The organism is Pedobacter sp. UBA5917 (assembly GCF_002432345.1).
Classification (GTDB): Bacteria; Bacteroidota; Bacteroidia; order Sphingobacteriales; family Sphingobacteriaceae; genus Pedobacter.
Genome location: NZ_DJDT01000040.1, coordinates 1 through 24454 on the forward strand (window position 1 = coordinate 1; position 24454 = coordinate 24454).

Below are 24454 nucleotides of genomic sequence, written 5' to 3' on the forward strand. Positions count from 1 at the left end.
TAGATCTCTCCCTGCCCGAAGCAGGCGGGCGTTCCACTTCGTTTCAGTCGAGATGACGCGACGACATGGGGCGCTTTAGTCTTTGGTCTTTCCGCTTTGGTCTTTAGTCTTTCTTCACAATTCCTTAACCAAATGATAATATCCGTCGGCTGAAAAACAGCGTTTTAGCGATTTATTTTTGCGGTTCAGATATTAAACAAACCATGAACTGTAAAAAACTATTTGGTGCAATCCTTATTGCGTCGTTGGCATTTGCTGCCTGCAAAAAAGATCCAACAGATGATCCTATTGTAGATCCTCCGGTTGAAGCTGTTGTTCCCGAGAAAATCGATAGCTTTAAAGAAATTGCTTCTATTGATCTTGGAGGAGAGTTTGCTTCAGAAATTTCTGCCTACGATCCTTCAACAAAACAACTATTTGTAGTAAGTAACGATGGCGGAACCAAGGTTGATGTGGTGGATATGAGTAAATACCCAACCATTACCAAGTTGAAAACTTTAACCTATCCAAATAACGCAGGTATCAATAGTGTGGCGGTAAGCAACGGACTGTTGGCAATCGCATTGGATGGTGCCGATAAACAGGGAAATGGTGATGTTTTAGTATTAAAAACCTCCGATTTATCAGAAGTGAAAAAAATCACTGTGGGCGCCATGCCTGATATGGTTACTTTCAGTCCTGATGGAAATTATATTTTATCTGCCAACGAGGGCGAACCGAATCTTGCCTATACAGTTGATCCTAAAGGCACCATTTCGATCATCAATATCAAAGATAACTATTCGGTAAAAACTTTAGATTTTTCGGCTTTTGAATCGCAAAAAGCAACTTTAGTGGCTGGCGGTTTCAGAATTTATGGCTACAATGCAAGTTTTACGCAGGATATCGAACCCGAATACATTGCTGTAAGCAGCGATTCGAAAAAAGCCTATGTTACCTTACAGGAAAATAATGGTGTTGCCGAAGTTGATATCGTTGCCGGAACCATTACCAAAATTAACCCGTTGGGTACAAGAGATATCAGTTTGTCCGAAAATGCTTTCGATGTAAGTGATAAAGACAGCAAAAAAGTGCTGGGTACCTGGCCAATTAAGGCTTACTATCTGCCAGATGCCATCTCGTATTTTACTACCAATGGCACGGCTTATTTAGCTTTAGCCAATGAAGGAGATACCAGACAGGATTATACCCCAAAAGATGCAAAAGAAGAAGTACGCGTAAAAGATCTTGTATTGGATCCGGCTAAATTCCCGAATGCTGCAACCTTGCAGTTAGATGCTAATTTGGGTAGGCTTACCGTAACCAATACTGCGGGTTTTACCATGGTTGGTACCAATAAAGTATATCAGGAATTATACTCAACGGGCGGAAGAAGTGTTAGTATTCTTAATGCAAATACAGGCGCTTTGGTAGCCAATATCGGTAAAGATTTAGAACAGCACGTAATCGATGCCAATATGTATGATGATGACCGTTCTGACAACAAGGGTGTAGAAGTAGAAAGTGTAACAGTGGCGCAGGTTAACGGGCAAACCCTGGCTTTTATCGGTATGGAACGTGCCGATGCGATTGCTATTTATAATGTTACCAATCCGGCAGCACCTGTTTTTGTTCAGTTATTTTCTACAGGTGATGCACCTGAAGGTTTATTGTTCGTGAAACCGAAAGACAGTCCTAACGGAAGAAGTTTATTAATTGTTTCTAATGAAGCAGATGGAACAGTTCGGTTCTATCAGCCCGATAAAATATAGTCTCTATCCCTTTATTAATTATTATGTTTTAGTCCCGGTATTTATATCGGGATTTTTTTGTTTTAGTCACTTTCGTCATTTCGAGCAGAGTGAATAGCGACCATTCCATTGGGCCGTCACCCTGAACTTGTTTCAGGGTTTTCACGCAAGATAGATCTCTCCGCTCCACTGCGCTCCGGTCGAGATGACGTTTCTATCGATGCGTTCCGGTCGAGGAAGTAGGCTTTATATGGTTCCGCTTTAGTCTTTGGTCTTTCCGCTTTAGTCTTTGGTCTTTCCACTTTGGTCTTTAGTCTTTCCGTTTTAGTCTTTTTCCCTTTTTTCTCCGAACAATAAAAACTAAGCCCTATATTGCGCTACAAAATAAAACTTTAGGGGTGCCTTCAAATCATTAGGCTGAGAATATACCCGTTTTATAGGTGAAAGGTAAGAGGTAAAAGGCGAAAGGTTAAAACCCTATGCCCTACCTTATACCCTATGCCTATAAATGAACCTGATCCGGATAATGCCGGCGTAGGAAATTAGTTTGTCTGCACAATTGTGCGATGCATCCTGCATTTGAAAGACTCCTGAAGTTATATCAAAAAATGAGTCTTTCGTATGAATTACATTAACGTATTAACCATAGCTGGTTCTGATAGTGGGGGTGGGGCCGGTATACAGGCCGATTTAAAAACATTTTCTGCCCTAGGCTGCTTTGGCACCTCGGTAATTACCGCTGTAACTGCTCAAAATACCATGGGCGTAAGGTCGGTACATGGTATTCCTGCCGAAATCATTAAAGATCAGCTTCAGGCAGTATTAGAGGATATTGCGCCCGTAGCTATCAAAATCGGGATGATCAACCGCGCCGAAGTGGTGCAGGTAATCGAAAATGAGCTTAAAACTTATCATCACGTTCCGGTTATTTTAGATCCGGTAATGGTGGCCACCAGCGGACATCGACTGATCGAGCCTGATACGATTAACCAGTTAATCGAAAAATTATTTCCTGTAGTAACTTTGGTAACTCCAAATATCGATGAGGCAGTTATCCTTTCGGGACAGAAAATCAATAACCTCGATGATATGATTGCTGCTGGCCGAAAAATTATCGAAAAAGGTACAAAAGCTGTTTTGGTAAAAGGTGGACATTTGGCCGGGCCGGTTATTTACGATGTTTTTCTCGAGGGTAACAATGCTCCTGTGGTATTGGAAAGCAATTTTATCCAGTCTAAAAACCTACATGGAACAGGCTGTAGCCTATCATCGGCCATAGCTGCCGAAATGGCCAAAGGTGCAGATTTACTTGGCGCAGTTAAAAAAGCCAAAAATTACATCAGTCAGGCTTTACAATTTGGCCGCGGTGTTGAAACCGGTAAAGGCAACGGTCCGCTAAATCATTTTTTTGATCCCCTTAAACTAATTATACAATGATGTGGAGCGAACAGGCCTGGGAAAGGGTTAAACCCATTTATAATCAGATTTTAGCCTTGCCTTTTAATCAGGAACTGAGCAATGGTACATTACCCAAAGAAAAGTTTATTTTCTATCTGGCACAGGATGCTTATTATCTTTTAGAATTCGGACGGACATTAAGCACCATTAGCAGCCGGATGCAGGATGCCGAACTGGTGCTGGCTTTTGCGGACTTTGCCACAGGGGCTATTTTTGCCGAACGGGGCCTACATGAAAGTTATTTTGTGGAATTTGGTTTAGACAGCAAGGTACAGCCCACACCTTCCACACTGTTGTATACCAATTATATTCTTAGTGAAGCGGCTTATGCTAATGTTGAAGTTGCTGCTGCGGCCGTTCTACCCTGTTTCTGGATTTATAAAGCGGTAGGTGATTATATTTTTGCACAACAAACCGGCGATCAGAATCCTTATAAAAGATGGATCGATATGTACGCAGGAGCCGAATTTGCAGCTGCGGTACAAAAAGCGATCAAGATAACCGATGAGTTAGCCACACAGGCCAGCGCCGCAACCCGGGAGAAAATGTTCATCGCTTTCGAAATGGCTGCACGTTTGGAATGGATGTTCTGGGATAGTGCATATCAAATGGAAAAATGGAAAATTTAAAATTTTAACAGATTTTTGTGCAAATATTTTGATATAAAATCAAAAAAATGTCAGTATTTCCAATAGATTTAAGGAACTTTGTGACTTAACCTATTTTTAAGAGATCAGTTTTGGAAGAAAGTACGCAAGAAAAGGAAATTTTAGTTCACCAAGAAAATAAGCCTGTATTAGCGCAAAGTTCTCCAAAACAAGTTCGTTTAGCCATATCTGCCTTTTACTTTATGCAGGGGGTTTGCTTTGCAAGCTGGGCCAGCAGGATCCCAACTTTTAAAGCTTCGATGGGCTTAAACGATGCCGAACTGGGTTCTATTCTTTTTGCATTGCCCGCAGGGCAGATCATTACCATGTTCTTCTCCGCAAAGCTGACTACACATTTTGGTAGTAAAAAAATGCTCAGGGCCACTGCACCACTTTATGCAATAGCTTTAACTTTTTTGGCATTGGCTACCGAAGGTTGGCAACTAGCCGCTTTTTTAGTGCTATTTGGTATCACGGGTAACCTTTGTAATATTGCTTTAAATACCCAGGGCGTTGCGGGTGAAAATTATTATGGCAAACCGATTATGAGTTCTTTCCACGGGGCCTGGAGTATCGGGAACTTAACAGGGGCTTTAATTGCATTGGGATTAGTTAATTTAAAATTGGGCATGTATACCCACTTTTGGATTATTGCCCTAATATCATTAACGAATGTGGTGCTTAGCTCGAAAAAGTTATTAGACCATAACAGCAAACCTGAAGTTCCGGTCGAAAAAACAAAGTTTTTTACCATGCCGCAGGGCATATTGGTTTTATTGGGGATTATCGCTTTTTGCAGTATGGCAACAGAAGGAACCATGTTTGATTGGAGCGCTATTTATTTCGAAGATGTGGTGAAATTACCGCATAACAAAGCAATTATTGGTTACGCTTCGTTTATGTTTATGATGGCAAGCGGCAGATTTTTGGGTGTATACCTGATCGGTAAATTCGGGCGTAAAAACCTCCTGCAGATTAGTGGAGCCATTATATCAATCGGTATGGCACTGGCAGTAATATTCCCGAATATTATTGTGGCTATTTTTGGTTTTATGCTTATCGGTTTGGGGGTTTCGAGTATTGTACCTATGGTTTACAGTATTGCTGGTAACAATAAAAAAGTGCCCGCCGGTAAAGCAATCACCATGGTTTCGAGTATCGGTTATTTTGCATTCCTGTTCGGGCCGCCGTTAATCGGTTATGTTTCGCAGTTATCGAGCTTACGTTATTCTTTTGGGATAATTTCTGTTTTTGGTCTCCTGATTACTTTTTTGATTACGAAACTAAAAGGGGTGAATTAGGTTAAAGGTTAATTGTTTACCCTTCGACTACGCTCAGGAGGTTAACGGGTTAATTGAATAATACCAGATTTCCTTAGATCAAGATGATTGAACATTCTTGCGTCTTAGTGCAAAAAAATGTTCCACCTTTTTATGGGAAATGAAGTTCCCGGCTTCAATTTCATTATCTGCCCTGTCTATTTCCTCGTTATACTCTTTTAAGAATACTGTCTCAGCTTCTGCCGGCTCATTGTTGTCATTGGTATTTGCAAAAATGTTCATGACCAAATTTAATAAATTCGCCATGATATAGCTTGTTGTTAGGTTCAGTTTTAAAGATAAGTTTAACATTTAAAGTATTGTCATTGCCCTGCACTCTACTACCATTGACAGACTTTAAATAAAAAACCGTCATCTCGACTGAAACGCAGTGGAATGGAGAGATCTATCTCGCGGTAGATTTCTCAACTTCGCTGCGCTCCGCTCGAAATGACGGTAACTTTTAGGAGTTATTTACGTTAACGTGTCTGTCAATAATATTGATTTTTATGAAATAAATTATTCCTCGAAATGACGGTAAGGGGGAAGTTTTTTATCAATAAACCCTTCACTACTCCTTCTTAACCAACCCATGCTCTTTTAATGTAGCAACAGCCAGTTCGATTAACCTTAAATTTTCTTCCTGGTGCCCATGCTGTACCTCTACATTAATATACGGGATATTGTTCTGCATGGCATAAACCGAAAGCGAACCATCGTTGGAGGCGAATTTAGATTGAAGGATTACATTCACTTTCGCTTTTTTTAAGCTGGTAAATAACCTAGCTTCAGTTACATAAATCAGGTCGTCGCCATCCATTTCAAAGTTGATGTAAACAGAATCGGCTGTACTTGCCAGGTCGTATCCGGGCAGATAAGAGGAAATGCCAAAACCGCCATCAGCATTATTATGCAGGGTTAAAAAGTAACCTGTAGATTTCGGGTCGTAAAAATCTACAATCTGTTTACCTGCGGCCAAAATCGTTTTTTCAACTTCGTTAGAACTGAAAAGATCTTTTTTTAACCTGGTATTTACGCCAACTTCTGTATATATCGCATTTGGATCTATCCGATATTGATCGTCCATGTAAGTGAAATAATAATCACGGATACCTCCATACTGACTGTCGATCAGTTCGCCACCGCTCCAGCGGATGTAATCAAAACCCGCTTTTACACCTGTGTCTTCATTATCGTGCACCACCAAAAACTTTACGCCATTGGGTTTATAGCTATATTTTACCAAGGTGATATCGAAATTGTAAATTTTAATAAAACTCGAGTCCGTTTTCATTGCGGCAAAAACAGGTGGATGCTGGGCTTTAACAATGAGTGAGGAACAGATCAGGAACAGGCTAAAAATGATTTTGAACATAATCCCTAATATACAATATGGATACCTAATTTGTTTGGAGACAGTATTGTAGAATTATCTTTAAAAAGTCGCTGTTACAAATACTTTTCCGTGTTTTCTGTGCATCTGTGGCAAAAAAATAATGGTTCGTGGCGACACGAACCATGACGTGTAAAATGATTCTGGGCCGAACAACCATCGTGAGCAAAGTTGTAACGGTTGCTCAGCCCACAAAAAAGCCCCGATTTTGGGTCGGGGCTAATTGATTGTTAATATGGATGTATTAATGTCCGTGATCTAAATCGTATTCACTCACATCTTTATGATCGTAAGGTTCTACCATTAATTCATCAATGGTTTTTCCTTTTTTGTTGAAACCAAAGCGCTCTAACATTCTGTCGAAGATTAAATACACCACTGGTACAACGATCAGGGTTAAGAATAGCGAACTGGTTAATCCACCAACGATAACCCATGCCAAACCGTTTTTCCACTCCGCACCGGCACCACTGGCCAATGCAATAGGAAGCATACCGAACACCATGGCGATGGTTGTCATCAAAATCGGTCTTAAACGGGCATGGTTGGCCAGTACAAGCGCTTCTTTGGTTTCTTTACCTTCAGCCTTTAAGTGGTTGGTAAAATCGACAAGGATAATCGCGTTTTTCGCTACCAGACCCATTAGCATGATCAAACCTAAAATGGTGAAGATACCGATTGAGTTATTGGTTAAAGCAAGCGCTAACAATGCTCCGATTACCGCTAACGGAAGCGAGAACATTACCACCAACGGATAGATAAAACTATCGTAAAGGGCAACCATGATCAGGTAAACCAAAATGATTGAAGCCAATAACGCGATACCCAAGGTACCAAAACCTTCGCTCTGGTTCTCCTGGTCACCCGCCCAGCTATAACTTACGCCAACCGGCGCTTTTAGCTTACCGCTTTTCTGCATATCTTCAAGCTTCGCCTGAAATTCTGCAACCACGGTTCCTGTTGGCCTACCGATTGATTGTGCTTTAACCGATACCGAAGTAGATTTATTTAAACGCTCTAACTGACTAGGGCCCGAACCTTCTGTAATGGTTGCAAACTGCGATAATTTAATCTGCGCACCTGTACTGTTTACAAAAATAAGGTTACGTACGTCGTCGATGTTTTTACGGTTAAAGTTCTGATACTGGATATTGATATCGTACTCGTATTCACCTTTTCTGTATTTACCATCAGTATTACCGGCAAATGCTGTTTGCATGGTAGAACCTACGGTTTGTAAGGTTAAACCAACTGCCGACATCTTATCACGGTCTACCTGAACATTAATTTCAGGCGTTCCTTTCTCTACCGATAATTTAATCTCTGTAGCGCCGGGAATAGAAGCAAGCACTTTTTGCGCACCTTCTGCATATTTTAAAGCGCTATCCAGATCAGATCCCATTACCACCAACTGGATCGGTGCATTTTCTGCAATACCCAAAATACTGATCGGAACTGTTTTTACTTTCGCTCCAACCAGTTCTTTTGCCAATGCACGGCTCATTTTGGTTGCGAAAATGTCTGATGAAACCCCTTTACGCTCATCGCGCTCTACAAGTTTTACGTTGATCTCCGATTTGTAAGCTGTTGCCTGTGTACCACCAAAATCACCTGTCGATTGTCCAACAGTGGTAATCAACTGTGTAATTTCTGGTTGTTTATCTAAGAAAGCTTCTGCTTTTTGTGTTAAGAAGTTGGTTTGCTCTAAAGAAGCATCTTTAGGTAACTCCAACTGTACCAGGAACTCTCCTTTATCTGATTTAGGGAAGAACTCCGAACCGATGAAACCACCAGCCAATAATCCGCATGAGCTTAAGAACATGATTACAACCGCAACCAATGTTAGCGCTTTATGATTTAACGACCAGTTTAAGATGCTGGTAATCCAAAGGGTAAATTTCTTTAATTGTTTTTCGAACCAAAGGATAAAGCGGCCAAATAGGTTTTTACCTTCGATACGCTCTAATTTACCAAAACGTGAGAAGATTAACGGTACAATGGTAAACGATGCCACCAACGAAAGTAAGGTTGCAATAATTACCACGATACAGAACTGACGCAGGATGTTTGATACCAAACCGGTACTTACTGCAATTGGGAAGAATACTACTACGATTACGAAGGTAATGGATACAACCGTAAAACCAATCTCTCTTGTTGCATCAGATGCAGCCCTAACCTTATTTTTACCCATCTCCATGTGTCGTTGGATATTCTCCAGTACCACAATCGCATCATCCACGAGGATACCTACCACGAGTGATAGTCCAAGTAGCGACATTAAGTTTAAGGTAAAACCAAATAAACTGATCCCGATAAAGGTTGCAATTAACGAAACCGGAATGGATACCATTACAATGATCGCGTTACGTAAACTGTGCAGGAAGAAAAGCATCACGAATGCCACGAGGATAACCGCAAGGATCAAATCGTGGATTACCGCATCTGCCGATTCTAAAGTAAAAATAGAGCTATCGTTAACAATTCTGATGTCTAATTTATTTGCAGCATATTCTGTTTTTAGTTTGGCGATAATGGCATGTACACCTTTACTCACCTCTACCGCATTCGCATCACTCTGTTTGATGATCTGGATGGCGATAGATGCTTTACGATCGATACGTGCCAGTTTTTCGGTTTCTTTCTGGGAATCCTGAACGTCGGCAACATCACCTAAACGGATCTGTGTACCGGTTTTAGAAGTGGTTAAAACCAGGTTTCTTAACTCGTCCATACTTCTGTATTTACCCGATAAACGGATCAATACATCCTGGTTCTGCGTTTTAACACTTCCGGTAGGGAAATCTAAGTTCGAAGAAAGGATCAGTTGCTGCACCTGTGGAACAGAAAGATTGTAACCCTGTAATTTATCAGCATCTAACGATACCTGTATCTCACGTTCCGAACCACCTACAAGGTTTACCTGCGCAATACCCGCTACCCTCGAAATTACCGGGGCAATACGTTTATCAATCAGATCGTAAAAGGTAATATCGTCCATATTGGCTGATGCCGACATGGTGATTACCGGTAAATCATCCAAAGAGAATTTACTTAACGATGGCGTTTTTACGTCTTCCGGTAATTCAGAAAGAATGGCGTTTACCTTTCTTTGTGCGTCGTTTAAGGAGATATCGATGTTTGCCGCATCGGTTAAGGTGATGGTAACGGTTGATAAACTCTCAAACGATACAGAGTTGATCTTTTTGATGTTTTCCATCGATGATACCGCATCCTCGATCTTTTTGGTTACGGTGTTTTCAACCTCATTTGGTGAAGCACCAGGGTAGATGGTCGAAATAGATACTACGTTGTTAGAGAATTTTGGAAGTAATTCATAACCCAACGAAAAGTAACTTAATAGCCCGAGCAGGGTAAGTGCGGTAAATACCACAATCACCAGCGAAGGCCTTTTTATAGATATATCTGTTATTTTCATTTTTATTTTTTATTTCAACTGAACTAAATATCGTCCTTCGACAAGCTCAGGATGACAACTGTAAACTGAAAACTGCGAACTGAACTATTTTACGATACTAACTGCAGTACCTTCAGCTAAGTTAATCTGTCCACTGGTGATCACGGTTTCACCTTCTTTTAAGCCATCAACAATTTCAACGTTATCGCCCAAAATACGGCCTGCAACTACATTACGTATTTTAGAAACGTTTGCAGCCCTATCGTATACAAATACTTGGTTACTGCTTACACTACCCACAAAAGAGGTACGTGGAATAAGGATGCTTGGCGCCTGTTTAGGAAAGTTGAAAACAGCTGTTCCGTACATACCGGCCCTTAAACTGCTTTTGGTATTATTGGTTACTTCAATTTCGATAGGGAAATTTAAAGTAGCATCAGCTTTTGGAGCGATAAACGTAATCTTGCCTGAGAATTTCTCATCAGGAAAAATGGTCGATTTAATCGCGATGTTATCACCGATTTTTAAGCTGGCAACCTGCGATTCGTTTACGTTAACTTTCAGTTTCAGTTTAGAAACATCAACCAGTTCGAATAATTGCGTTCCCTGTGCGGTTACAAAAGCACCAACTTCGATATATCTTTTGTTAACGATACCGTTAATAGGCGATTTAATGTTGGCATCGCTCACTTTACGTTGCGAAGCCTGTAAGTGCAATTTTGCATTTCTGGTAGCCAGTTTAGCCTGATCCAGTTGTTGTTGCGTTACACCGCCTGTTTCGTACGAACTTTGGTACCTGGCTTCGTCTCTTTTTGCATTTTCGTACGATGCCTGCGCAGTTTCCCTGTCGGTGTTGATGATTTCTGCATCAATACGGGCCAATACCTGTCCTTTGCTTACATGGTCACCTTCATCAACGTTGATGGCAGTAACACGACCTGCGTTTTCCGACAAGAAGTTAAGTTCCTGTTTAGGGGCAAAGTTTCCGTTTGCAACGAAATCCATGTCCACAACCTTTTTCTCTACTGTAGCAACACGAACGGCAACCGCACCTCCACCTTTAGCAATGAAAGCAGTTTTCTCTTCGTTTTTCTTTTTATTGTTGCTTAAAACATAGGCTATTGCACCAAGGGCAACAACAACTACGATAATGATGGTAATTACTCTTTTCATTTCTATTGTACTAGCGATTTAATATTTCCGTTTGATTTAATTAGTTGTATTTCGGCTATTTTATAATTTAATAAAGCCTGCGTATAGCTGTTCTGTGCCTCGGTTAATGCATTCTCTGTATCGAGAAGATCGGTTAACGAAGCCAGGCCATTGTTATAGTTGTTTTGTGTGCTCTTGTAGATTTCCTGTGCCAGATCTGCATTTTTGCGCTGCGACTTAATGGTATTTAAGTTGTTGCGTAATTGGATCTTAGCATTTTCGTAAGCCATGTTTAAAGAGTTTACAGATTCTTTTCTGCTTTCTTTTGCTTTTCTGATATCTACATCAGCCTGGCGGATTTTTGAACGTGTTAAAAAGCCGTTAAAAATTGGCACTTTTAAAGTTAGGCCAACAGCTGATGCACCATATCCGATGGCAGCAGCGTTCGATTTTAAGAAATCAAAACCATCACTTTGGCTCGAATAAGTATAATTACCGGTTAACGACAGAGATGGATAATACTCTGCAACATAAGCTTTTCTCTGTAGCGACAAAAGTTTATCCTGGTTATCCAAAAGTTTAACCTCTGTTCTGTTTGCCAGATCAATAGAATCTGTAAATACAGGAAGCGTGGTAACTTCGGTTAATTCTGTAGCAGGCAGGCTAATCGGTGTCGAAACCGGCATACCCATCGAAAATTTTAACTGGTTTTCCAATTGTGTAATCGCATTAATTACCTGCTCGCGCTGTGTATTCAGGTTGGTTAGATTTACCGTGATACGGTCTACATCGATTTTTCTGGCCAGGCCATTTTTAAACTGGTTCCCGATTACCTTCTCAACAATTCTTACGTTTTTGATGTTGGTATCGATTACATTTAACTGCTGTCTGTTTACCAGAACCTGATAATAGTTATTGGCAACCAGCTCGATAATCTGTTCTTCAGTTAATTTAGAAGTCAGGTTATAATACTCCTCACTCGATCTTGCAGCCTGTAGGCCTGTAAAAACCTGTTGGTTGAACAATTGTTGCGAAAGTTGAACGCCCGCAGTCGAATTCCAGTTCTGACCTAGTTTAATGGCCTGTGTTTGTCCGCCGAAATTGGCAACCAACTGACCGATAATTGGGTTGTAGGTTAAACCAACGTTACCTGTAATCTGGGGTAAGGCCTGTGCCCTAACTTCCTCTACCTTATATCTTCCTCCTTCAATATCCAGTTTCGCGTTGCGCACCTTGGTGTTGTTTTGGAGCGCATAGGTTAGCGCATCTTTTAAGGTAACCTGCTGCTGGGCCGCTACCAGTTGCGGTAAAACCGAACCGATCAGGACGATGAGCATTAACCTTACCATTTTTACTCTAAGCATAATGTATTGTTTTTTGTTTTTGGGTTCCTATCTATTTTAAATTATCTCAGGGCTGTGGATATTTATCCTTCCGGCCACTATATTAATCTGCGCATCTTAAACCCCGTACAAATATGGTAGTGAGGTTTTTTTGCTTCATTGTCATTTTGTTCAGTGCTTTTTTATCAGGGAAAAGATCTTTACCGGTTTCCATGATGCACATGGTACAAAGCCCCATTAAACTCTCCAGATAAAGCTCTGCAATGTGGCCGGTATCATCGTGTTCGATTTCTTTTTTCTCTTTTGCGAGGCTGAAAATCTCGGCGAAGAAATCTTTTTCTGATTGTTTTAGTGTTTGTAATTTTCCTTTTATCACTTCATCGTTCAGCAGATCGGGAATGCCTTCTGTGATCCTTAACATGTAATACTTCTGAAAAAAAGTATTTCTTACATCAATGGTGTTAAAAAGGATTTCCTCTATTGGCAGATCAGGATTGTATTTCTTTTTGATCAGTTCAAAGAAATCGTTAAATACCCTTTCTATTACCCCAACAATCAAATGTTTTTTATCCGGGAAATAATAATAAAGCGATGGTTTGGAAACGGAGAGGTCTTCTGCAATATCGTTCATCGTGGTTTTACCAATACCAAAATGGATAAAGCGTTTTATCGCACCATCAATAATCTGCTCTCTCTTTTTATCGGCTACAATCATTTTACTTTTCTACTTTCTGACTTTTTTAATATTTTAGTCAAAAATAGTGCTAAAAAATGATTTGTCATGAAAGCTTTGTTCAAAAGCGCATTAAGCTTACAATTCTATGACATAATTTTTAATATTCAGCTGTTTATATATCTTTACAAACCAATCATTTAAGAATTTTGCCAATATTAATCAACGTTTTTACCCTCCTGTTTACCATCATTGCAATGGAGTGTTTCTCGTGGTTTATACATAAGTATTTATTCCATGGTATGCTCTGGTTTCTGCATAAAAGCCATCACCAAAAGGCAAAATCTTTTTTCGAATGGAACGATCTGTTTGCGCTATTTTTTGCTGTGCTTTCGCTGTATTTAATGTTTACCGACCGCGAAAATTTTGGTTATAGGTTTTTTATCGGTTTGGGCATTACCTTATATGGTTTAATTTATTTTGTAGTGCACGATTGGTTTGTGCACCGTCGCTTTAAAACCTTTAAAAGCAATAATGCTTATTTACGGGCCGTAAGGAAAGCGCACAAAATACATCATAAAAATAGGGGAAAGGATAATGGGAGAGCTTTTGGATTGTTATTTGTGAGGAAAAATCTGTTGGAAAATCAATAAAATATTTTTTTAACTACGATGTTAGTTTTATATTTAATATTATAAATATAACGCTATGAGAAAAAATATTCTTTGCCTTGCATTGCTTTTTGCGGGATCGTTACAGGCACAAACCATCAAATTTACTGTAGAAGGGGTGGTTCAAAAAGTTAAAAATGCAAAATTTGCTTATCTGGTGAGCGAAGCACCGGTTGCGGGAAAACCTGATCTGTTTTTGATTAAGCCAATGGAAGGTGGTGTTTTTAAGATTCCGGCAACGTGTAGTTTGGAAGGACAGCTCCTGAGGAGGGGTTTTATTTTTCTTGATGAGCGTGGGGACATTACTTTAGATCAGGTAAAATCAAAAATAAAACAGAAAGTATGGTTTGTGGGTGGTAGTGCCAATCTGAAATCGATTTATCTCGAAAACATTAAATTGGATATTGAAAACCCATATAATCTGGAACCTGCAAAAATAATAGCCGGGGGAGTTTACCTTCAACAATCAAAAGATGCGATCCAGGCACTAAGGGATCGAAAGTTTCTAAGATATATGAAGCAGAATGCCGATTCGCCGATAGCACTTAACGAATTGGATAATTTTGTGCGTTTTGCTGCTATACCAGGTTTTTTCAAGGAATTTGATTTTAATTCGCCTGTAGAATTATACGATGCACTTTCTGCTCCTTTAAAGCAGAGTAAAGAAGGTGTGGCCATTAAAAAGAAGATCGACGAAATAATAAAAAAGAAATAGGTGTTTAAATAAGAAATCAAAAGCATATTCTTGGCAGGGTGCTTGTTCTATTTTTCTTAAATTGAAAGATGAGAAAAATCTATATATACTGTTTGTTTTTAATAGTGGTCACAATCATATCCTGCGGCAAAAAAACAGATAAAGACCGCGCTATCGAACTCGTTGAATCAAAATATGGAAATAGTGGCCAAAAGATTGATTTTGAGAGCGCAAAACTCGATAGCCTTTACAATGTCTCACCAAAAGCTTACAATGATAGTCTTAAAAAAGGAAATGAGCTAGATGTTACATTGGCTAAATTGGAAAGTGAAATTGAACATTTAAGCCAGACCGAATCTGATAGTGTAGGTTTGATCAGTGCCCGCTTAACCAAAGAACGTTACCGTTTATTGGAGCTTGCTAAAATTAAACCTGCTTTTACTGGTTGGAAACTAAGCGGTGTAAAAGTAGAAACCCCAAAACCGGCTTTTAAGAGTTTTAACTTTGATAAGGGAATAACGAAGATTGTTGAATAATCCCGAATAAAATAATCCCGACAGAATACCACGGTGGTAAATTACTATATCTATTATTTCTTACTTTTGCAGCATAACACAAAATCAACATGCTTCAGATCCAGGAAAATGTCTCTTTAAAACCATACAATTCGTTCGGTATCGACGTTAAGGCCAATTACTTTGCCGAAATATTTGAAGAGGAAGAATTGGTAGAGCTATTTCAGAACGAAATCGTGAAAAAACAACAGCTATTCGTTATCGGTGGCGGAAGCAATGTACTGTTTACCCAAAACTACGAGGGTTTGGTAATCAAGATGGGTATAAAAGGCATTTCAGCCCAAATGGTAGGCGATTTGGTACTGGCTACTGCGGGTGCCGGAGAGGTCTGGAACGATTTTGTGCAATATTGTGTAAGCCGTGGTTTTGCAGGGGTCGAAAACCTGAGCCTTATCCCGGGTACGGTAGGCGCATCGCCCATACAGAATATTGGTGCTTATGGTATTGAGCTTAAAGATGTGTTCGAAAGCTGTACTGCATTTGAGATCAAAACCGGCAATATAAAAACTTTTACCTATGCCGATTGTCATTTCGGTTATCGCGAAAGTATTTTTAAAGGCGAATTAAAAGGACAGTATATTATTACTTCGGTTACTTTCCGCTTATCGTCGGCAGCAAAAATCAATACCTCTTATGGCGCAATAGAGGCCGAACTTCAGAAAAGGGGAATCGAAAATCCCAATATTGAGGATGTTTCTGAAGCCGTATCACATATCCGCGTAAGTAAACTGCCCGATCCATCAACCATTGGCAATGCAGGCAGTTTCTTTAAAAACCCGGTAATCGAAAAATACGAATTTGCCGATGTTGTGGCTAAACACCCCGATGTGGTACATTATCCCACAGCCGACGGTAAGATTAAACTGGCAGCGGGCTGGTTGATCGAACAATGTGGCTGGAAAGGTAAAATTGTGGGGAATACGGGTACGTGGAAAAACCAGGCGTTGGTTTTAGTTAACCATGGAGGTGCAACTGGCACGGAAGTTTATGCTTTTTCTGAACAGATTATAGACAGTGTTAAGTCCACTTTTGGGGTCACTTTAGAACGGGAAGTAAATATTCTGTGACGAAAACCCGCCGAAAGGGAGTTTTACGGTTTTGGCACCGTGCCATAAATTTTTGGTACTAAGTTTGTTTAGGTTAAAGAGAATGAACAATAATTCATTTGTTTTAATCTTACCTAAAGCTAAACATCATGACAAAATTTGAATTCAATCATCTGGTTAATCATCACTCGGTATCACTTAGATCTTACGCTTTAAATTTCACAAAAGACGCAGAAGACGCAAATGATTTGGTTCAAGACACCATGCTTAAAGCAATCACTTATTACAATAAGTTTAAAGAAGGTACGAACTTAAAAGGATGGTTGTTTACCATTATGAAAAATACTTTCATTAACAACTACCGCCGTTTAGTGAAAACCAATACGTTGATTACACAGAGCGAAGATATTTCTTCAGCAAACCTTTCATACAGTGCCACTAAAAACCAGGCAGAAAGCAAATTTGTGCTGGGCGATATCGATAAAGCCCTTTCTCAATTGCCGGAAGAATATTATGTGCCATTTATCCGCTATTTTGAAGGTTATAAATACCACGAAATTGCCGATATGTTGGAGATTCCGATCGGAACCGTTAAAACACGTATTCACGTAGCCAGGGGAATCCTGAAAAAATACTTGAAAACATATTCGAAAGAAATTGCCATTTCTGAAATGGCTTAAGATACATCAATCGAAAAACTAAGGGCTCAGATTTTATCTGGGCCTTTTTTGTTTAAGGTTGAAATAGCGGAATTCAATAAAAGATTCGTCATCTCGACCGTAGCGGAGAGATCTATCTCGAGATAGGTCTCTCTAGTATGCCGTATCTGTTTGATCTGCGATTTTTATCTTTTTTTGTATCCGCGGGAAAAACCCCGAATGATATCGCATTTTTGTTTCCCGCAGATAACGAAGAAAAGGCCGCAGATTTATTTCATTAAGTTTATATTATTATAGCCTGTCATCCTGAGCGTAGTCGAAGGATCTTTTATAGGCCAACTATAGAGTAAACCGAGTCTTTTAACAAGCTCGTCGAATGTAGTTAATTTTAAGGTAAGATGCTGAAATAAATTCAGCATGACGATTGTGTTAGAAAAAAGTATTAAAAAGCAAAAGGCCTGAAACTTCAGGCCTTTTTGCTTATCATATATTTGGTTAGTTGATTCTTATTTTTTCTTTCAACAATTCGCCTTCTCTCTTATTTCGAAACAAATTAAAACCCCGAACAATTATGTGTTTTGAAGCTTTAATACTATGTTTTTGTTTTGTGGTTATAAAGATAAGGGAAATTTTAAATTTGTCAAGCTTTTTTTAACTTTTTTTTTATTTCTTTTGCTACCACTTGTCCGGATATGATTGCAGGTGGCACTCCGGGGCCTGGAACGGTTAATTGTCCGGTATATAAAAAATTTGTTACTTTACTTTTCATCTTCGGTTTTAAAAAGGCTGTCTGTTTCAAAGTGTTTGCTAATCCATACGCATTTCCTTTAAAGGCATGGTAATCTGCCATAAAATCGTTCATCGCATAGCTCCGTTTAAACAGAATGTTATTTTTAATGTCGTTTCCGGTTAAATTTTTAAACCGTTCTACCAGTAAATTAAAGTATTCTTCCCTTTTGCTTTCGCTATCTTTTAAATCGGGCGCAAGCGGAACCAAAAAGAAAATGTTCTCGCAACCCTCTGGTGCTACGCCTGGGTCGGTTACCGACGGGCAGCAAGCGTAAAACAAGGGTTTTGTTGGCCATTGTGGTTGGGTATAGATTTCTTCGGCATGGAGATCGAAATCTTCGTCGAAGAATAAATTGTGGTGTAGTATATTATCCAGTTTTTTATTTAAGCCGATATAAAACAACAGGCAGGAAGGGGCCATGGTTCTTTCGTCCCAATATTTTTCGCTGTAATTGCAGTAAGGCTTTTCAAAAAGATGTTGATCGATATGGTGGTAATCTGCATTTCCTACTACAAAATCGCTTTTAAAACTGCCCTTATTGGTCACTACCTCTTCAGCAATGTTGTTCTTAACTGCTATTTTGGTTACTTCGGTATCGAAAACAAACTTTACGCCCTGTTCTTCAGCAATTTTTTGCATGGCGCTTACAATTTTGTGCATACCGCCCAGTGGATACCAGGTGCCTAAAACCAGGTCGGCATAGTTCATTAAGCTATACAATGCCGGTGTATTTTGTGGTGTAGCACCTAAAAACAATACAGGGAATTCTAATAATTTCCTTAACCGCTCATTTTTAAATAATTGGTGTACATGTTTTCGCATGTTGCCCAAAAGCTGGAGTTTTATTCCGCTGATGGCCAGCCTCGGATCGAAATACTCCATTACACTGTGCGAGGGCTTAAAAACATATTCGTTCATGCCTACATCGTATTTGTATTTGGCCTGATCGAGAAAGGCTTCCAGGTTTTTACTGCTGCCGGGTTCCAGCTGTTCGAATAACTGGTATAAATCATCTAATGTAGCAGGTACATCAAGCGTGTCGTTTTTGCCAAAATAAATCCGGTACGATGGACTTAATCTTTTCAGCTCGTAAAAATCAGAAGTTGTTTTATTAAATAGCTGATAATAATTTTCGAAAACATCGGGCATCCAGTACCAGCTTGGACCCATATCGAAGATAAAGCCATCTCTCTCCCAAGTGCGGGCACGGCCGCCGGCCATTTCGTTTTTTTCGATGACGGTAACCTCGCAGCCATCTTTCGCCAATAAAGCTGCTGCAGCCAAGCCTGCAAAACCTGCACCAATAACGGTTATCCTGGGCTTTTTCTCCATGGTGTAAATAAAGGAAATTTATTGCGTTTTGTTTTTGTTAATTATACACGTCAACAAATCGTCGTCATCTCGACCGGAGCATAGCGGAGTGGAGAGATCCAACTCGAGATAGATCTCTCGGCTTCGTTGCACTTCGCTCGAGATGACGTATATAACAAGAATAACAAATGCGCTAAGCTTTTCTTACCTTTATGCCCAAACATGATTAAACTACGGATTCTATTTTTGCTGCTGTTTGCTGCAAGCAATATAACTTACGCCCAGTTATCTACCCAGGAAATTGCGGTGCTGAAAACCAACATGGTTAAAGCGGTAGAAAACTCCAGACTTACCGATTCTTTATTTACAAAGCTGAATAAACTACCCAATAAAACGGCCTTGATTACCGGTTATACCGGTACTTTGGAAGCATTAAAGGCTAAACATTCGTGGAATCCGTACAACAAAATCAAATATGTAAGCCGATCGCTAAAAACCATGCAAAAGGCTATAGATATGGACAAAGAAAATATGGAAATCCGTTTTATGCGTTTTTCGATCGAGTTTTATACCCCTTCATTTCTGGGTTTTAGTAAAGATCTGGCCACGGATAAAAAAGAAATCATTAAACATTATCAGAATGAAAATTTTGGTCTGGCAGATGAAGAACTGGTTAAAAATGTGGCCAAATTTATGATCGATAGTAAAAAATGTACTTCGGCCGAAATTAAAATCTTAAATAAACACCTCTAAAATGCATTATACCTATTTACTGATCAACCTTGCCGTTATTCTCTTTCCCCTGGTTTTATCGTTCGATAAAAAGGTGCATTTCTTTAGCAAATGGAAATATATATTCCCTGCAATATTGATTACCGGTGTGGTGTTTTTAATATGGGATATCCTTTTTACCAAACTTAATGTATGGTCTTTCAATCCGGATTATTTAATCGGGATAAACTTAATGGGCTTGCCTTTAGAAGAAATGCTGTTCTTTTTAACCGTTCCTTATGCCTGTGTGTTTATTTACGAATGCTTAAATGTTTATTTTCCTAAAAACCATCTGCAGAGGTATAGTTTGGCACTGAGCAATTTGTTTATCGGGTTATGCGTGGCCATGTTGTTTTTTGGTTACAGTAAATGGTATACCTTTATCAATTTTGGCTTCTTGCTGTTGGTTTTGGGTTATGTAGAGTATGTAAACATTAAATTTAGGTTTATGTACAGGTTTTACAGGGCCTACCTCGTTTCGCTTATTCCTTTTTATATCGTAAATGGATTTTTAACGGCTATTCCGGTGGTAATGTACAATAACAAAGAAAATATAGGATTTAGAGTAGGCAGTATCCCTTTCGAAGATCATTTTTATCTAATGAGTTTGTTATTGATGAATGTTTTTCTGTATGAGGTTTTTAAGGCTAAGGGAATAAAAGCGTAGCGTAAGATAAAATTCGTTGATTTTTTGCTGGAAAATGAATGTTCGGTAATGCTTAGGGGGCTGCGGTCCCGCTTTTCGTTTGTAGTGCCGGCGTGAAGCCGGCAGCTACCACTGCAATCGGGTTTATAAACAGCGGTTTTGCGCTTCGAATCCAATAAAATCCGTCATCTCGACTGGAGCCTTTGCGGAACGGAGAGATCTATGCTCAATAGATTTCTCGACTGCGTTGCACTCCGCTCGAAATGACGGGATCTCTAGAGAGACTGTCTTCTTAAATTTTTCTATCTTCAATGCTAAATTAACATCAATGGATTTACCGGTTTATACAAAACAACAGCTCGCCTTGCGCAACGGACAGGATAAACCCCAGATATGGGTAGCTTACAAGGGGCTAATTTACGATATGACCGATAGCAGGTTATGGCGTAACGGTAAACATTACGAACATTGGGCCGGACAGGATTTAACCGACGAATTGCCCGATGCGCCACATACCGAAGCCGTTTTCGAGAAATTTACGCCAATTGCCATGCTGGCTAAACCAGGTTCATTTTAGTAAGGGTAGATTGTTTCAACTCCTTAAATTCAGACGGCCGCTTACCAACCATTTTATAAAAAGTGTTGCTGAAAGAAGAAATGCTGTTATAGCCCACCTGGTAAGCCACCTCGCTAATGGTCGCATCGCTTTCCAATAATTTTTCCATTGCTTTAATCATCCGGGCCAGTTTTAGGTACTGAAAAAAGGAAGTATCTAAAGCCGATTGAAATAACCTCGAGAGCGTGCGTTCGCTAAAACCCATGGCTTTGCCTACACTTTCCAAACTCATGCCATCGTCGGCCAAACCATCTACAATATGCCGTAATACCGGACGTAACCGCATATTTTCGGTCGTAGGTAGTGCGATAGGCAGCGGGTGTTCGCTCACCACCGGCAAAATATTTTTAAGCGTATTTAAAAAATCGTATTCGTGCGTTTTGGGTATAATGTTCCCGTTCCAGCGTTCCGAAAAAAGGAACATTTCGAGTAGCAGGTTATTTACAGGGTAAATGCCAATCTGCTTATAAAATGGGTTTTCATCATCGGTAGTAGTATCGAAATAGATATTCCGCACAATGGCGGCATGGTAACGGTGTTGCAAATGGTGCTCTACTCCGGCCGGTATCCAAACGTAATGCCGCGCAGGTAAAAAGTAAGATTTCTCTTTGGTATATAAAAAAATAATGCCACCCTCTACATAAGTAAGCTGCCCCTTTAAATGGGTATGATCTTGAAATCGGTCTTCGAACCTGCTATGCCAAACATACATGGTTTCTGGTTTTTCGTCGATTGCAAATAAAAGGTCTTCGTTGCTAACTTTTATCATTTGGCTGGTTTGAATAAATATATGTCAGTTTAGATAAAACAAAGTAACAAATCTGTAGCGAAATTTGCATCATTAATTAACAGATATGATTTTTTTAAAGCGTAAAAGAATGTTTTGGGTGTGTACGGCCTTTCTTTTATTATCAGTTTTTGTACAGGCACAGACAATTTCCGATCAGCATAATTTTACCATAAACCAGATTTGGGCATTGGCCGATAGCAACAATAAAAAGATCCAGATGCAGGGACTAAACGTGCAGGCTGCCGATGCGCATGTAAAAGTGAGCAAGGCCGAGCGATTGCCCGAAATTGCTGCCGAAGGACTTTACGCACACGTTTTTCCCTTACCGATTTACGAAAACGGGCTTTTCCATACCCCAAGTCAGTTTCCGGTAGCGCCAACTTATTATAAAGCCGGTGCCGATGCTTATTTCAATATTTACAACGGCGGCAAGACCACTATCGAAATTAATGCTTCGAAAGTGGAAAGTGAGTTGAGCAGAATACAGAAGGGGCAGAGTAAACAGGAAATCCATTATACGGCTGCAGTTTATTTTTACGATGTGTTCCGCAATATTTCTTACAAAGCTTTGTTAGAGCAGGATATCCGCGACCGCGAAAAACAGCTTGCCGAAATTAACCAACTCTATAAAAACGGCACGATATTAAAAAGTGATGTATTAAGGGCCGAATTGCGCCTTTCTAAACAAAAGATGCTGCTCACAGAGATCGAAAACAGTATCAATATTGCCAAACAGAAACTCAATATCTTGATCGGCAGGGCCGATGATGCGCCTTTAAATCCGCAGATTCCGGACGAGGAAACCAATGCCATTGCTTTAAAACAGGTTGATGAATATTTTAACGATGCGAAAACATCTTCTTACAAAATCCAGATTTCGGAAAAAGAACAGGCACTGGCGAAACTTAAACTTAAAAATGTAAAATCGAATATCATGCCTTCCCTGGGGTTTTTCGGTGAGTATGCCTTTGCCTATCCGCAGATCCAGTTTTACCCTTATGCACTTTCGCTTTACAGCAACGGTATGGTGGGGCTTAAACTTAAAATCCCGATTTCATCATGGTACACCAACCAGCATAAAGTAAAAGAAGCAAAAATTAAAGTGCAGCAGCAGGAGGTAGAAGATGAGGATGTAAAAGATCATATCCGCCAGGAGGTACAGGAAAATTATATCCGCTACAAAGAATCGGTGCAGCGCATCACATTGGCCGAAGAGAATATTAAACAGGCTGCAGAAAGTTACCGCATTGTACAGAATACCTATTTCAACCAGTTGTCGCTTTTAACCGATCTGCTTGATGCCGAAACGCAGTTACTGCAATCGAGGTTCGAACTTACCACTGCAAAAGTGAATGCCAAAATACAATACTATCAATTACAAAAAGCCGTAGGAAACTTATAAAATGAACACACAGAAACAAAGCAAGGCCGATAAAATCATCAGTAGGATTACCACCATCATCGCACTCATCGTTTTGGTAGTGCTGATGGTATGGGGCGGGCAAACCCTTTTCGGTTACATGAAATATGAAGAAACCAATGATGCCCAGGTTGATGAATACATTAATCCCATAACGGCAAGGGTAAGCGGTTACATTAAAGCTGTAAAGTTTGAAGAAAACCAGGAAGTAAAAAAAGGCGATACGCTGGTACTCATTGATGATGACGATTATACGGTACAGCAGGATGAAGCTTCGGCTTCGTTGTTAAATGCTAAAGCACAGGTTTCGGTACAGCAGAGTAACATTAAAACCGCACAGAGCACTGCATTGGTTGCCGCAGCTAAAATTGCCGCTGCAAAAGCAAAATTATGGAAACAGCAAACAGAATATAACCGCTATAAAAAACTTTTCGATGCAGAATCAGCCACGCGTCAGCAATTGGAAACGATAGAAAGTTTGTTGCAGGTAGCACAGGCAGAGTACCTCGCGGCCAAAGAAGATTATGCAACGGCTATTTCGAGAACAAATGATATTAAAGCTCAAAGCAGTGTGCTGGAATCTGAAATAAAAAGAAGAACAGCAGTAGTAAAAAGAAATAACCTGAATACTTCTTACACGGTAATTGTAGCGCCTTATGATGGTAAAATGGGTAGAAGGACGATACAGGTCGGGCAATTGGTTCAAACCGGCCAAACCATCGCCTATTTGGTTGATCGAAGTGCAGGGAAATGGGTGGTAGCCAATTTTAAGGAAACGCAGATTGCCAAGATGCATGTTGGTGAAAAAGTGAATGTAGAAGTAGATGCTTTCCCAGGACAATCGTTTCAGGGCGAAATCGAATCGCTTTCCGGTGCAACAGGATCAAGGTTTTCATTATTGCCGCCGGATAATTCGACCGGAAACTTTGTGAAAATTGCGCAAAGGATCCCGGTACGTATTCGCCTGGATAAACAGGATCAGGGAATTAATCTGCTAAGTGCAGGTATGAGTGCAAGTGTTAAAGTGAAAAAAAATGACTGATCGTTTGCCGATATTTAAAGCAAGGGTACCCGAATGGCTGGTAATACTGAGCATTTTTGCGGTGCTTTTATCATCGGTATTGCTTTTTGCATTATCTACTGCCGATGGTACTGCGGCGGCAGGTTATTATGGTGCAAGCGCATCCGATGTTCAGTTTTCCTTACTGATGTTCTATGCGGCAGTAGCCAGTTTTGCAGTGGTAGAGCGGCGGTTTTTCGCCAGGGTGGTTACGAAAGATTACCTGCTGATTTGTATTATTTTAGAAATCGTAATTGCCTATTGGTGTTACC

At 39.9% G+C, this 24454-nt stretch carries 22 protein-coding genes and 1 pseudogene; 15 read left to right on the plus strand and 8 right to left on the minus strand.

The annotated features are described in order from the left end of the window. Nucleotides 1-203: 203 nt before the first annotated feature. From B2V92_RS02635 to B2V92_RS02650, 4 genes are all read left to right on the plus strand, one after another. Nucleotides 204-1751, plus strand: coding sequence for a choice-of-anchor I family protein (locus tag B2V92_RS02635; RefSeq protein ID WP_293304587.1), 1548 nt, complete (start codon nucleotides 204-206; stop codon nucleotides 1749-1751). A 600-nt stretch (nucleotides 1752-2351) separates the two neighbouring features. After that, on the plus strand, nucleotides 2352-3167 hold the full coding sequence (thiD, locus tag B2V92_RS02640) for a bifunctional hydroxymethylpyrimidine kinase/phosphomethylpyrimidine kinase (protein ID WP_293304588.1): 816 nt from the start codon (nucleotides 2352-2354) through the stop codon (nucleotides 3165-3167). Continuing rightward, complete coding sequence (locus B2V92_RS02645) at nucleotides 3164-3817, plus strand: TenA family protein (protein WP_293304589.1); 654 nt, start codon at nucleotides 3164-3166, stop codon at nucleotides 3815-3817. The genes thiD and B2V92_RS02645 overlap by 4 nt, the downstream gene beginning before the upstream one ends. A 221-nt stretch (nucleotides 3818-4038) precedes the next feature. After that, nucleotides 4039-5136: an MFS transporter gene (locus B2V92_RS02650; RefSeq protein ID WP_293304590.1), complete on the plus strand. Its 1098-nt coding sequence runs from the start codon at nucleotides 4039-4041 to the stop codon at nucleotides 5134-5136. A 78-nt stretch (nucleotides 5137-5214) separates the two neighbouring features. Here the strand turns inward: B2V92_RS02650 and B2V92_RS02655 are convergent, their stop codons facing one another. The 6 genes from B2V92_RS02655 to B2V92_RS02680 form a co-directional block, all read right to left on the minus strand. After that, nucleotides 5215-5421: a hypothetical protein gene (locus B2V92_RS02655; protein ID WP_293304591.1), complete on the minus strand. Its 207-nt coding sequence runs from the start codon at nucleotides 5419-5421 to the stop codon at nucleotides 5215-5217. A 304-nt stretch (nucleotides 5422-5725) separates the two neighbouring features. Beyond that, nucleotides 5726-6529, minus strand: coding sequence for a hypothetical protein (locus B2V92_RS02660; protein WP_293304592.1), 804 nt, complete (start codon nucleotides 6527-6529; stop codon nucleotides 5726-5728). Between the two features lie 262 nt (nucleotides 6530-6791). Then, nucleotides 6792-9986 carry an efflux RND transporter permease subunit gene (locus tag B2V92_RS02665; protein WP_293304593.1) on the minus strand — a complete coding sequence of 1065 codons (3195 nt, stop codon included), beginning with the start codon at nucleotides 9984-9986 and terminating at the stop codon, nucleotides 6792-6794. Nucleotides 9987-10070: 84 nt separating this feature from the next. Next, the gene (locus B2V92_RS02670; RefSeq protein ID WP_293304594.1) at nucleotides 10071-11138 is read right to left on the minus strand and encodes an efflux RND transporter periplasmic adaptor subunit; all 1068 of its coding nucleotides are present in this window, start codon (nucleotides 11136-11138) and stop codon (nucleotides 10071-10073) included. Nucleotides 11139-11140: 2 nt separating this feature from the next. Continuing rightward, entirely contained in the window at nucleotides 11141-12481 is a 1341-nt protein-coding gene (locus tag B2V92_RS02675) for a TolC family protein (RefSeq protein ID WP_293304595.1), read from the minus strand. An 82-nt stretch (nucleotides 12482-12563) separates the two neighbouring features. After that, nucleotides 12564-13175, minus strand: coding sequence for a TetR/AcrR family transcriptional regulator (locus B2V92_RS02680; RefSeq protein ID WP_293304596.1), 612 nt, complete (start codon nucleotides 13173-13175; stop codon nucleotides 12564-12566). Between the two features lie 167 nt (nucleotides 13176-13342). Here B2V92_RS02680 and B2V92_RS02685 point away from each other — a divergent pair, with 167 nt between their 5' ends. From B2V92_RS02685 to B2V92_RS02705, 5 genes are all read left to right on the plus strand, one after another. Beyond that, on the plus strand, nucleotides 13343-13786 hold the full coding sequence (locus B2V92_RS02685) for a sterol desaturase family protein (RefSeq protein ID WP_293304597.1): 444 nt from the start codon (nucleotides 13343-13345) through the stop codon (nucleotides 13784-13786). Nucleotides 13787-13841: 55 nt separating this feature from the next. Further along, nucleotides 13842-14519 (plus strand): hypothetical protein, encoded by a 678-nt coding sequence (locus tag B2V92_RS02690; RefSeq protein WP_293304598.1) that lies wholly within the window; start codon nucleotides 13842-13844, stop codon nucleotides 14517-14519. Nucleotides 14520-14623: 104 nt separating this feature from the next. After that, nucleotides 14624-15034 carry a hypothetical protein gene (locus B2V92_RS02695; RefSeq protein WP_293304599.1) on the plus strand — a complete coding sequence of 137 codons (411 nt, stop codon included), beginning with the start codon at nucleotides 14624-14626 and terminating at the stop codon, nucleotides 15032-15034. A gap of 89 nt (nucleotides 15035-15123) precedes the next feature. Next, nucleotides 15124-16140, plus strand: a complete 1017-nt coding sequence (murB, locus tag B2V92_RS02700) for a UDP-N-acetylmuramate dehydrogenase (RefSeq protein ID WP_293304600.1) — start codon at nucleotides 15124-15126, stop codon at nucleotides 16138-16140. Nucleotides 16141-16268: 128 nt separating this feature from the next. After that, nucleotides 16269-16799 (plus strand): RNA polymerase sigma factor, encoded by a 531-nt coding sequence (locus B2V92_RS02705; RefSeq protein ID WP_293304601.1) that lies wholly within the window; start codon nucleotides 16269-16271, stop codon nucleotides 16797-16799. A 619-nt stretch (nucleotides 16800-17418) separates the two neighbouring features. On the opposite strand, the gene B2V92_RS02710 is transcribed toward B2V92_RS02705, so the two are convergent. Continuing rightward, complete coding sequence (locus B2V92_RS02710) at nucleotides 17419-18900, minus strand: phytoene desaturase family protein (RefSeq protein WP_293304602.1); 1482 nt, start codon at nucleotides 18898-18900, stop codon at nucleotides 17419-17421. Between the two features lie 201 nt (nucleotides 18901-19101). Here B2V92_RS02710 and B2V92_RS02715 point away from each other — a divergent pair, with 201 nt between their 5' ends. The 3 genes from B2V92_RS02715 (at nucleotide 19102) to B2V92_RS02725 (ending at nucleotide 20873) form a co-directional block, all read left to right on the plus strand. Next, nucleotides 19102-19632, plus strand: a complete 531-nt coding sequence (locus B2V92_RS02715) for a hypothetical protein (protein WP_293304603.1) — start codon at nucleotides 19102-19104, stop codon at nucleotides 19630-19632. Nucleotide 19633: 1 nt separating this feature from the next. Continuing rightward, complete coding sequence (locus B2V92_RS02720; protein WP_293304604.1) at nucleotides 19634-20317, plus strand: lycopene cyclase domain-containing protein; 684 nt, start codon at nucleotides 19634-19636, stop codon at nucleotides 20315-20317. A gap of 307 nt (nucleotides 20318-20624) precedes the next feature. Further along, entirely contained in the window at nucleotides 20625-20873 is a 249-nt protein-coding gene (locus B2V92_RS02725; RefSeq protein WP_293304605.1) for a cytochrome b5 domain-containing protein, read from the plus strand. On the opposite strand, the gene B2V92_RS02730 is transcribed toward B2V92_RS02725, so the two are convergent. Beyond that, nucleotides 20854-21681, minus strand: a complete 828-nt coding sequence (locus tag B2V92_RS02730; protein ID WP_293304606.1) for a helix-turn-helix domain-containing protein — start codon at nucleotides 21679-21681, stop codon at nucleotides 20854-20856. The genes B2V92_RS02725 and B2V92_RS02730 overlap by 20 nt on opposite strands. A gap of 85 nt (nucleotides 21682-21766) precedes the next feature. Between B2V92_RS02730 and B2V92_RS02735 the strand changes: the two genes are divergently transcribed. From B2V92_RS02735 to B2V92_RS02745, 3 genes and pseudogenes are all read left to right on the plus strand, one after another. Further along, a complete protein-coding gene (locus tag B2V92_RS02735) occupies nucleotides 21767-23104 on the plus strand; it encodes a TolC family protein (protein ID WP_293304607.1) in 1338 nt (445 codons plus the stop codon). A gap of 1 nt (nucleotide 23105) precedes the next feature. Beyond that, nucleotides 23106-24164, plus strand: coding sequence for an HlyD family secretion protein (locus tag B2V92_RS02740; RefSeq protein ID WP_293304608.1), 1059 nt, complete (start codon nucleotides 23106-23108; stop codon nucleotides 24162-24164). Continuing rightward, nucleotides 24157-24454 (plus strand): annotated as a pseudogene (locus tag B2V92_RS02745) (transporter); the annotation flags it as partial. The gene B2V92_RS02740 and the pseudogene B2V92_RS02745, both read left to right, overlap by 8 nt.